The organism is Undibacterium hunanense (genome assembly GCF_014284335.1).
Classification (GTDB): Bacteria; Pseudomonadota; Gammaproteobacteria; order Burkholderiales; family Burkholderiaceae_D; genus Undibacterium; species Undibacterium hunanense.
In genome coordinates this window covers 82748-95690 of the sequence record NZ_JACOGF010000003.1, presented here as the reverse complement: position 1 = coordinate 95690, position 12943 = coordinate 82748, and the positions used below count along the sequence as shown (strand labels likewise).

Genomic DNA, 12943 nt, shown 5'->3' with positions numbered 1-12943 from the left:
ATGTCAGGCCCTTGATTGCTGGCTGCGCTTGCGACGGCGCTCATTCTCCAGGCGTTGACGCTTGCGGGCTTGTCCCGCTTCGTCGTTGGATGCATCTTCCGAAGGCAGTGATTGATCCAGACTGCGTAAATGGGCCGCCAGAGAAGCAATGCTGGTGTGCTGGAATACTTCGGTAATACTCAGTGCCAAGCCTGTCTCTGCCTGCAATTGTTGACGTAGTCGTATCAAGTCCAGCGATGTCGCACCCAGTTCAAAGAAGTTGGTCTGTGGTGCGAGTTCATCATGACCAAGCAAGGCAGCAAGGTGGCTGCTGACTGCTCGCAATAATTGGTCATCAATGACGGGTGCTGTATCTGGTGATGCTGTAGTTGAAATGCTGGTAGCCGCTGTGGCAGCTGTGACAGGTGCAGCAGACCAGCGGTTTTCTGGCATGACGACATTGCTTTGCCATGCATCACTATGCTGTGCCAGATTCAGCAGCAGCTTGTGATATGCCTGGAACATGTCGTCCAGCAAGCCGTCGGGGAACAGTGCATCAACCGAATCCCAATTGAATACCATGGCGCCATCGCGTTCGACTACCTGCTGGTCGATCCAGACCTGTGGCGTCTGACTGATGCCATAAACAAATTCACCGAGCCAGTCAAGCTCTGCCGCGCCGTCGCTGGCCAAATTCAGCCCCAGCCCACTGGTGAACACTACCGGCATGGCGACCTGATTCAGGCGACGGTTACGGCGGGCCGTTTCGCGCAATACGCGCACGGCAGATACCTGCATGTGTTCCAGATCAGCCCATATCTGCCGCTGCATGGAAAATGCCCTCTCAGCAAAACTGGCGGTCACACCTGCGTCAAAGCCGAGCAATACCAGCGACGTGAAATCACCGACCAATGCATCGATTTCTTCATGTACCGGTGGACGGTTGAACAGTGTCAGGTTCAGCGTGAAGCGCTGTATTGCTGACCAGTTCGCCAGTACTTCACCGTATGCGGCCAGCAATATGGCATTGACTGTGACACCATGTGCTGCCGCCTGCGCCTGCAAGCCCTGAGTGGCTTGCGGCGTCAGGCTTGCTTCACGTCGTGTAAAACGGGGTGGCGACACATCTTCGCGTTGGTACTGTGTCAGTGGCAAAGCTGGGGCAGGGGCCAGGGTGCTCAACTTGTCATGCCAATAGGCCAGCGACCGCTGATAAGACGGTAGCAGCTCGATTTGCTGCGTCAGCATGACGTAGTCACGGAAGCTTGCTGTCAACGGTGGCAATTGCAAACCAGGATCGCGTGCAAATTGCGCCCATTCTGCCAGCAGCGTACGCATGGAACGTCCGTCACACACCAGATTGTCAAGGCTGACAAACAAGCGCACCCGGCTATCCGTCATCTGTGCGGCACGCACGGTAAACAAGGGCCAGCGCGCGGTATCGAATACTTCATGCGACAGTTCAAGACGTGCGATTTCCAGCCATTCAGACACCTCGACCGCATTGGCCTGGCGTAAATCGTGGCTGACAATAGAATAAACCGGCAAATCCTGTACTACCTGCTGTGTGCCATCGGCATTAATCACCGCACGCAGCATGTCGTGGCGCGCCACTACCTGTTGCCAGCCACGTTCCAGGTCAGCCAGGGCAAGCTGTTCCACCTCAATTTCTGCATACAGATGTGTGGAGACACCACCGAGTTCAAAACTTTCATCCCGTCCTATCCAATAGGCCTGCTGTACATCAGTCAATGGGAAGGGCGCATAGCGTGCAGCCGGATCAGTCAACAAGGGCGGCAGATTATCTTCATACGGTGCTGCATTTGCTACTCTTTCTGCAAAGGCAGACAGACTGGACGCATCGAACAGGTCAGACAAGGCAACATGTGCATTCATGCCATGGCGTACCCGTTCTATCAGGCGTACCGCGATCAGGCTGTCGCCACCAAGATCAAAGAAATCATCATCACCATGCAGGTCTGCAACACCCAGCAATTCCTGCCATATCCTGAGCAGATCGTTTGCTGGCGGTGACGTGTCACTGTTTGTATTGCGGGCAATACGGCGTGTGCTTCCCATTTCTGGACGTGGCAGTTGCTGGCGCATGACCTTGCCGGTGGCAGACAGCGGCAGCGCATCAAGTTCAACAATAGTCTGCGGTACCATATACGCTGGCAATAAGGTCGCCAGATGTTCAATCAGCCGGCGTGGCGCAAACCGCAGCACTGTGTCGGTCTGGCGCGCTGCCAGCAAATGCATGCCTGCGTCGGCGCCAATGCCCGACGTGGCTGTTGCTGCAAAGCCTGCCTGCATCAATTCAAGCCGCCATGCATCTTCCGGCAAGAGCGCCAGGCCATTTACCTGGCGGCAGTCTTCGAATTGCGTATAACCACCTTCCAGCAAGGCTACGGTCGCCAACTGAAAATCGCTGTTGCGCGTGATTTCCGGCGCCAGCAAGAGGCCACCTGCATTCAGCAAACTGCGCAGACGGCGTAGCAAGACAGGTATATTGCGGCTACGATGCAGGGCATTGAATGCGATGACCACATCGAATTCATATTCCGGCATGCCCTGCGTTGCTGCTGCCCGTTCATGCTCGAATACACGGCAATGGATGGTATGCAAAGGATTGGCATCTTGTGCAGAAAATGCCTGTTCAGCCTGCTCGACCAGGCTGCGCGCAGGGTCGGTCAACGTATAGTTGATGGGGCAATCACTTAATTGCGCCAATAAATCTCGTGTTGCAGCGCCACTGCGTGCACCAATTTCCAATATTCGTACAGCATGCCCCTGATGTTGTGCAAGCTTGCGTATGGCTGCAGCCAGCGCGCTTATGCAAAGGCCGGACAAGGGGTTCATGCGCGTCATCTGTTCTGGTGCCAGCGTATCATCTGCACCATAAAACACTTCCAGCGCGCTGGAATGACCGCGCAATACTTCCAGCCTTTGGCCAGCACCTGAACGCAGACGTTGCAGGACAGTACGTGACAAACCAAAATCCAGCGCAGCCGGTGTCAGCTTATTCCATGCAGCTTCACTATCGTAAGGTACATTGAAATCCAGAGTGCTTAACCAGCGCTGTGCCAGCACGAGCAAATCGGGTGCTGGTGCGAGCATACGCATAATGTGATCCGTATCTGCGTCGCCAGATGTCAGGTCTGATGTCAGTCCAAATTTCAGACCGGCTGCCAGCAAGGTATCGCGCATCATGCACTGACCGGCATGGTCCATCAGGGCCCAGAATTGCTCCAGTTCTTGTGATTGCTGCCCTTGCTGTAATTGTTGTGCAGCAGATAAAGCTGACGCCTGTTCAAAAGTCTTGCGTGCTGCCTGCATGACAGCATCCCAGCGCTGAGCATGCAAAGCAGGGTTGCCATCAAAAGCATCGTATAAACTGGTATCTGCCGTGTCCGGCACTACCCAGGCCGCCAGTCGTTTGTTGCCACGTGCGGGCCCGACTGCATCGGCAACAGCCTCACGCACGCCCGGGTGACTTAGCAGGGCACTTTCAATCTCTCCCAACTCTATGCGATTGCCAGCGATTTTTACCTGGAAATCACGCCGCCCTAAAAATTCCAACGTACCATCACCCCAATAACGTGCCAGGTCACCGGTACGGTACAGACGCTCACCATGCACAGGGTGGATAATGAAGCTGGCATCCGTCCTGTCCGGGTCATTTTCATATGCGACAGCCAGGCCAATGCCACCGATATACAAGTCACCGCTGACATGGTCAGGACAATCGCGCAAGCGCGTATCCAGTACGCGATAATGCTGATTGGCAAGCGGATAACCATAAGGAATGGAACGCCATTGCGCTGGCAAGGCTTCCGGTACGATAAACCAGTTGGACCAGATCGATGCCTCGGTCGCACCGCCCATCGCAACCAGTCTGGCCTGTGGTGCCTGGGCGCGCAATCGTGCTGGCAGACCCAGTGCTATCCAGTCACCACTCAAGAATACCTGGCGCAGACCAACCAGTGATGTACCGGCAGCATCGGCTTCATCCAGCAAGAGCTCAAGCAAAGCCGGTACCGAATTCCAGACAGTGATACGATGACGCAACAGCAAATCCAGCCAATGTGCAGGATCGCGTGTGCCGCTTGCCGCAGGCAACACCAGCGCGGCACCAACTGCAAATATACCGAACAGGTCATATACGGATAAATCGAAATACAGTGAAGACAGCCCCAGCACGCGGTCAGTATGGACTATGTCAAAGCGGCGATTGATATCCAGCACCGTATTCGCAGCACCGCGATGATCAATCAATACTCCTTTCGGGATACCTGTAGAACCTGATGTATAAATCACATAGGCATGATCTGTTACCGCGCGTTCGACTTGCGGCACATTGACAGGCCACACCTGTGCTGCAGCATAGCTGGCATCCAGCACTGCCACATCGCGACCGGCACACATTTCCTGAACTATGGGCAGGCAATCTGTTTGCGTCAACACCAGCTTTATATGGCTACCGTCAAGAATTGCCTGCAGGCGCGCCGCTGGCACATCGGCATCGACTGGTACATATACGCAGGCAGCAGCCAGGATACCCAGGCAGGCAGCTACCTGTTCAGGCCCCTTGCGCATTACGATGGCAATGCGGTCGCTACGTTTTACGTCATGCTGTAACAAAGCCTGCGTCAGGCGCAATGACCAGTCTGCCAATTCTGCATAAGACCATTGCTGCTCATGAGCGATCAGGGCGATAGCACGGGGAGTATGGTGAGCCTGTTCAAAGAACAGTTGATCAAGGCAATGTTCGGGTATGGTTGCTGCGCTGGCATTGACTTGCGCACGAATTGCCTGCTGTGCCGGGGGAAGTAAATTTGGCAATGCCTGTTGCCAGGCTTGCGGCTGAGTCGCCAGCTTTTCCAGTATGGCATGATATGCATTGAACATGGCATCCAGCGTCCCAGGCTGAAACAGGGCATCGACAGCATCCCAGTTATACATCAGCGCGCCATCCAGTTCACATGCCTGATGATCGAGCCATACTTGCGGGGTCTGACTGATGCCATAGACCACGGTGCCAAGCGCACTGTCCGGTGCCGCACCTTTTGTCGGATCGCTCATACTCAACTGGCTGGTGAAGACGACTGGCATGGCAATTGCGTCCTGACGTTCGCGCCCGCGATTCCATTCACGCATCACATCAACGGCACTGAAAGCACGATGCTGTAAATGTTCAAGCACAGTCCCGTTGACAGCAGCGGCGCGCTGTCCGAATGGCAGCGCGTCACTGCAATCCAGAGGCAACAAAGTGACAGCAGTAAAGTCACCCAGCAGGCGCGGCACATCGGCATGCCATGGCAAGCGATCAAAAATAGTCAGGTTCAGCGTAAATTGCGGTTCTGCGCTCCATGCTGCCAGTACTTCAGCAAAAACAGCGATCAGCAAAGAAGCCGGGGTACAACCAGCTTGCGCCGCCTGTTCACGCAGGCTCTGCCATAGCGGCGCCGCCAGTTGTTGCTGCCGGCGTGAGAAGACCGGGCTGGTCTGACGCAATGCCTCGGCCCGCAATGGCAGTTGAGGTGCAGATGGCAGGGCAGGGATGCGTTCCAGCCAAAATTTTCTGGCGGATTCACGTTCGGCACGGCGCTGAGTGCTGTGCGTGTATTTTGCCAATACATAATCACGGAAGGAAATCTGGAAAGGTAATAATCCAGCAAGCTGCAAGTCAGCTTTGGCCTGGTAGAGCGCAGCCAGCTCTTCCCAGATGATCTGGCCGCTGGTGGCATCATTGATCAGCATGTCGATACCGATATGCAGCCTGACTGCACCGCCAGGTAGGCGGCTGGCACGCAGGTCAAACAAGGGCCATTGTGCGGCATCCATCACCTGATGCGACATGGTTTCACGCCATTCTGTACAATGCGTATCAACTGCAGTTTGTGTCGCGTCACGCAGATCCGCCGTGTGCACGGCATAGGCTGGAACATGTGGCAATACACGTTGCTGACCATCTTCACCGATGACCAGGCGCAACGCGCCATGACGGGCAACCAGCATATTCCAGCAACGTTCCAGCAATGCCAGGTCCAGTCCATCCGGTGCGTCGGCCTCCAGATATGCATGACAAGCCACACCTCCCAGTCCATAGTGACTGTGGCGGCCTATCCAGTATGCATGTTGCAACTCGGTCAGCGGGAAGGGGGCGTTAGCATTGGCCGGATCGGCAATGATCTGTTCAGCGGCAAGCTGATTGTGACTATCAGGCACTTGCCTGCTCAATTGTTCCAGCAGGTAATCGGTCAGGCCTTGTGGCGTGTTGCGTTCAAAGATGGCTTTTAATTCGCATTTGACACCCAGACCGGCTTCACAGCGACGCGAAAAATCCATGACCAGTATTGAATCCATGCCCAGTTTCAGTAACTGTATATCCGGTGTCAACTGTGCAGGAGTGACACGCAGGGTGCGGGCCAGTTCAGCAATCACAAAGACATGCACGGCTGTTTGTCGGGCCTGTTCATCCAGGGCATGCAGGGCACTCGGTGTATCCGTGGTAGCTGACACCGCCATTGCACTGGCCTGACTGGCTGTCAAACACCGCTGGAAAGTATTGGCCGGGTTATACAGTGCATATAGAGGTACGAATTGCTGCCAGTCGACATCAACGGCGACACAAGTGCCATCGTCTGTTATGTTTTTTTCGCCATCCAAAACACCACCCAGCAGGTGATCCAGCGTGGCGAGATAACGTGCCGGTGCCAGTCGCCGTATGCCGGCGGCACGCAGTAACTGCAATAAGTCTTCATCTACTTCTGACATGCCGGCACCGCCTCCCCATGGTCCCCAGGCAATCGCCAGCGCAGGCAGGCCCTGATGATGACGCAGGCGCGCCAGCGCATCCTGGAAGGCATTCGCAGCGCCATAAGGAATTTGCAGGCGTGAACCCCAGATACCAGAAATCGAGGTGAAACAAACAAAATAATCCAGTGCACGGGAAACTGTATGTTCGTGTAACAGCCATGCGCCCTGTATTTTTGCCCGGCTGACTGTGCTGTAGTCTTCACTTGTGATCGTCGCCAGGTCGTTGAAACGGCTGGTACCGGCGCAATGAAAAACGCCAGCCAGTTTGTGGCCCGTATCGTGCTCCATGCTGCTGATGCGGACAAATACCCTTGCCATGTCATCAGCGTCAGCCACATCGGCAGCGATATGCGTTATGCGTATCCCCTGGGCTTTCAGCAATGCCAGCCTTGCTTGCCAGCCAGATGGCGCAGCATGGCGCGCCAGCAATACCAGGTGACGTGCGCCACGTGTCGCCAGCCAATCGGTGGCATGGCGCCCCAGGGCACCATACGCACCTGCGACCAGATAGATGCCATCCTGTTTCAACACTGGCAGGCTGTTTTTTTCAGACGACGGTGCACTGACCCGGTCAAGACGCGGGTGCAGCCATCGTCCTTCACGCAAGGCCACAGCTTCTTCACTGCCAAATAGAGTGAGCAGGGCAGGCAGTGCGGATACCAGCGGTGTAAGGCCAACATCGCTGTCGGCCATCAACCAGCGTGGGCCAGCATATTCAAGCGCCAGTGCCCGCGCAGCACCCCACAAAGTCGCCTGCGAAGGGTCGCCCGGGGTACCTGCAATCGCCTGACCTGCCTTGGTCGGCAGCAGGATACGCGGTTTCTTTTCCAGACTTTGCAGGACCTTGACGAATTCTGTCAATTGCCAGCCTGATTGATCTGCTGACAGTGCTGCATGAGCAGTTTGAGTTCGCCAGCCATCCAGATAAATCACCACGTCTGTGTCTTGCAACTGCGTTGCCGCCACTGGCCATTCGCCCGCTGTCAGCAAATAGATATCGGCACCAGTTGCTTGCAGTTCTGCGGCAAAAGTGGATGTATCTGCGATGTTGCCACCCAGCAGAAAATAGCGCGGAGCATGGGTAGCATTTTCGGTCAGCGTGAAATGTTCCCACTGCATGGTATACAAATCGACTGGTCGTGCTGCTGCACGTTCTGGCTGTGGTTGCATTTGCAAAGACTGATGCGGCGCATCGTCGTCATAATCCAGCCAGTAACTCTGACGTTCAAACGGATAACGCGGCAAACTGCGTGGCGATGGCAGTTTGCCGGAAAACACATGCGCCCAGTCAAAGTCCTGCCCAGCGATGTAGAGGGCAGCACAGGCATCCCCGATAGCGACAAGATCACTACCGCCACGGCGCAAGCTTGCCAGGCAAGTGACTGCCTGCGGCCATTGCTGGGCTGCCTGATTACGTTGCGATACTGCACTCAGGATGGCATTCGGGCCTATCTCCAGCAGAATGTCACAGGCACTGGCCACACGTTTCAGGGCATCATCAAATCGAACCGGCTGGCGTGCGTGATTTCTCCAGTAAGCTGCATCGGGTGCCTGCTCCAGCAGTTCAGCAGTCAGACTGGAGCAGACTGCAATGCGTGGCACCTGCATCAATTGTTTTGCACATGCACTTTCCCAGGCACTGAGCATGGGGTCCAGCAAAGGGGAATGGAAAGCGTGCGATACCTGCAAGGCGCGGGCATGCAATTGTCGTGCCGTCAGCAAAGCCTGCACGGCGTCTATTGCTGCGGCAGAACCAGAAAACACCACGTCCTGCGGGCCATTAAAGGCAGCTATCGCAATGTCGTCAGCCTGGCCTGTCTTCACGGCCTTCAATTCAGCCAGCACTGCCAGCGCCTGTTCTGGCGTCGCACGTGCGGCCAGCATCGCGCCACCAGACGGCAGGGCCTGCATCAATGCGCCACGCCTGATGATCAGGCTTGCTGCTTGCTCCAGTGTCAGGGCACCAGCGATGACCATGCCTGCAAATTCACCGATGGAATGTCCCAGTATGATATCCGGCTGTACACCAAAAGCCTGCCACATTTTTGCCAGCGCATAGCCCAGTGCAAACAGTGCCGGTTGGGCAAATGCGGTTTGCTGCAAACGTTCATTGTACGAGTCATCATGCATCAGAGCGACGACAGACATGCCGAGATCTCGTGCCATGGCAGCATCTGCGGCATCCAGCGCCTGACGGAAATCAGGCTGCTGCGCATACAGATCACGTGCCATGCCGCTGTATTGCGAACCCTGTCCTGTAAATAAAAATCCTATGCGTGGATTGCGTGCGGCTTCAGTTACGGCATGTCTGGAGGCTGATAACTGCTGCAGACCAGTAGCCAGCTCTTCGCGGCTGGATGCCAGTACGGCTACACGCATGCCATGGTGTTCACGCTGACGTGCCATGCCGCGTGCCAATGCCGGCAAGTCGTCGCAGGCAGGCAAATTTGCTACGTGGCTGGATGCCAGCATGCGCAATGATTCTGCTGATCGAGCCGACAGCAGGAAAAGCTGTGGTGTCGTTATTTGTGTTGGTTCTGATATAACAGATGATGTTGTAACCGCAGCCAATACTGGCGCCTGTTCCAGCAAGACATGAGCGATAGTTCCGGCGAAACCATAAGAGGTCACGCCAGCACGTCGCAAAGCCTGGCGCATGGGCCAATTGATTGTTTGTGCAGGCACGCGCGCCGGGATGATGTCCAGATCAATCAGCGGATTGACTTCATGCAGCTCAACCGCAGGGGGTAACTTGCCATGTTCGATCGCAAGTATGGTTTTGACCAGACCAGCGGCACCGGCGGCCGCTTCCAGATGGCCGATATTGGTTTTGACCGAGCCCAGCCACAAAGGATCATCAATGGCACGGCCACGAAAAACATCGGCAACGGATTGATATTCAATCGGATCACCCAGACGGGTACCGGTGCCATGCAATTCTATATAGTCAATGTCGGCTGGTGTCAGTCCGGCTTTTTTCAGTGCCAGTGTCAGCAGGCGTTGCTGGGCAGCGCCATTCGGTGCCGACAGGCTGCTACCGGCACCGTCCTGGCGCACGGTCGTATCACGAATAACGGCACGCACCGCATCGCCATCGGCCAGCGCATCCGACAGACGTTTCAGCACCAGTACCACACAACCTTCCCCGCGAACATAACCATCGGCACGGGCATCCAGTGTTTTGCAACGGCCATCTGCTGCCAGCATGCCAGCCTTGTGTAATACCAGGTCAACCTCAGGCAATAACTGCAGTTTGACGCCAGCAGCCAGTGACAAACCAGATTCACGCGCACGCAGACTCTGCACTGCCAAATGCAATGCGCTATGTGAAGCCGAACAGGCCGTATCAACCGCCATCGATGGGCCTTCCCAGCCGAAGCTGAAAGACAGGCGACCACAGGCTGCCGCAAACGAGGTGCCAGTACCCCAATAGGCATCAAAGTGCGAGGGCTCACCGCTGATGAAGGGTAAATGGCCATAGTCACCGGTACCTATACCGACAAATACGCCGGTATCACTACCGCGCAACGCCGCAGGACGCTGGCCCGCGTCTTCCAGTGCATGCCAGGCGACTTCCAGCAGCAAGCGTTGCTGGGGATCAGTATTCATCGCTTCACGTGGTGACATACCAAAAAAAGCCGCGTCAAACTGATCAACATGATTCAGGTAAGCGCCAAAACCAGGGATGTCTTCACGGGTACGAAAACGTTCTGACGGTGCAGGGCGGATGGCGCAGCCACCTTGTTCCAGCATGTCCCAGAATGCAGCGTCGTCGCTGGCGTCTTGCCCATCCTGACCCGGCAGGCGAAATGCCATGCCGATGACGGCGATCGCTTCCCTGTCTGTAGAAACTGGTGCCGCCACGCCCTTGTCAGCATCAGGCGCTGACGTTGAATGGATTGAGGCGGAATGACTTGAAGATATTGCGTCGGCAGCAGGTGGCAAACCTGCCTGATCAAGCATGGCAATCTGTAACCAGGCTGCCAGTTGCATCAGGCTGGGGTGATCGAATATAAGACTGTCAGGCAGTGTCAGGCCGCAAGCATTGGCTGCCGTGCTTACCAGGCGTGCCGCCGACATCGAATCCAGTCCATAATTAAACAGACTGGCTTCAGGATGAATTGCTCTTGCAGCAACCGTCCCCAGTATGGCAGCAGTTTCATTTGCCAGCCAGGTTCGCAAATGTAGATGACGCTGGGCCAATGACAGCGGACGCAAGGTATCCAGCAAGCTTATGTCCCGGGATATCTGTTGTGCTTGCTGCGTGTCGAGTACATGCTGATGCAGGACTGGCAGGCTGCCATCGAGATAAGCCTGACGCACTGCGGCACGTCGCACTTTACCACTGGTGGTACGTGGCAAAGTGCCTTTACGTATCAACACGATGGCATGGCTACTAAGTTGATGTTCTTCTGCCACCGATGCACGTATGGTGTTGACGATGTGCTGGTAATCGACACCAGTCTGCTTCAGAATTTCCTGCACGATGACCAGACATTCTGCATCCTCATCACCCGGGGTAACCGAGAATGCAGCACCACTTTCTGGCACGGCTGCTTCATGGCTGCGGCCACTGGTGGCTTCAATATCATTCGGGTAATGGCACTGCCCGCGAAACAGCAGCATGTCTTTCAGTCGGCCGGTGACAAACAAGTGCCCCTGATGCATGAAACCCATATCGCCAGTGCGCAAATAAGGCTTGCAATCTTCTTCATTGATGTTGATGCTGGCAATACAGGCAGCAAAAATATCGCGATTCAATTCCGGCTTGTTCCAGTAACCGCCAGCAACGGCTGGACCGTTGATCCATATTTCACCAACCTGATCCTCACCCAGGTCAACATGGCTTTCGGCATCAACAATGCGGACATCCTGGCCACCGAAATCATTACCGTTGCTGGTATAGCGACGCAAGCCGGCAGCTATATGTTCGTCATGAACAGCGCTGACGACCGCATGACCACGTTCCAGTTTCGCCTTGTCCACATCAATAAAATAGGGATTGTGACGATCGACGTGGGCGGACACCAGCAAGGTCGCTTCAGCCAGACCATAGGCAGGCTTGATGGCATCGCGCTGCAAGCCATGCGCCCCAAAAATGGCATAAAAACTTTCCACCTGTGCAGGCAATACCGGCTCTGCGGCCGGCATCAGACAAGTGACCTGTTTCAGGTCGATCGCAAGCATTCGTTGCGGTGCCGTTCTTGCTTCATCAGCGCACAGGCGCAAGGCAAATGACGGACAGGGCAGGGCGGTCGCCCGTTCCCGCGTAGCCAGTTCCAGCCAGCGCAAAGGATCGGCCGCAAAGGCCATGGGTGCCATGTAAACAGCACGTCCGCCATACGCCAGCGGCAGTAAAATACCCATGATCAAGCCAAGATCATGGAATAAAGGTAACCAACTGGCAATGACCGTGTCACTGGCCGTCCGGGTATTGACTGCCGTCAGTCGGCCCAAAAATTCCAGATTGTGCAATAAGGGACCATGGCGGTTGATTACCCCTTTGGGCTGTCCGGTTGACCCTGATGTATATTGCAGGAAGGCCAGTGCGGCACCATCCAGTTGCGGACGTTGCCAGCGTTGTGAGTCGTCCTCCTGCATGTCTTCGAGTTGCAGCAAACGCAGTTCATGTTCATCCGCAAAAACTTGCAGATCGCTGCCACTGGCCGCCGCAACCTGGCTGTTACTGATGAGTAAAGCAGGTCGGCAATCGCGCGTGATGTCGCCCAGCTTTGGCAACACGCGCTTCACCCTCGCGGCACCTGGTAAATTGACTGGTACTCCGGTCACTCCGGCATAAAAACAGGCCAGCAGGGCGACTACATAATCTATTCCCGACGGAAAAAGTATCAGCGCACTGTCGCCCGGTCTGGCATGCCTTTGCAGACTGGCTGCACAACACCTTACACGTTCAGACAAGTCAGCATAAGTCAGGCGCAAGTCATTAGTGGCACCATTGACATCGTTACGTTGGCCGATAAAGCACAGCGCTTCGGCGTCAGGCCGGTGTTTTGCATGGTGTTCTATCCAGTCAACCAGGGTGGCGTGCTGGCGCAGGGAAATGGCAGGTGCAGGGATCATCTCTTACCTCAATATCGGTTGGCATTGGTGGAAACGCGTCTGTTTCGCTTGAAGGCTTATAGGC

1 protein-coding gene is annotated in these 12943 nt (G+C 55.5%); it reads right to left on the bottom strand.

Annotated elements, in window-relative coordinates; all coding sequences use genetic code 11:
• Positions 1 to 3: 3 nt before the first annotated feature.
• Complete coding sequence (locus H8L32_RS06630) at positions 4 to 12879, bottom strand: non-ribosomal peptide synthetase/type I polyketide synthase (RefSeq protein WP_186946400.1); 12876 nt, start codon at positions 12877 to 12879, stop codon at positions 4 to 6.
• Positions 12880 to 12943 lie beyond the last annotated feature (64 nt).

Bases quoted from the DNA above. Each gene is read 5' to 3' on its own strand.
- H8L32_RS06630 (WP_186946400.1), bottom strand. From the start codon at position 12,879: ATGATCCCTGCACCTGCCATTTCCCTGCGCCAGCACGCCACCCTGGTT.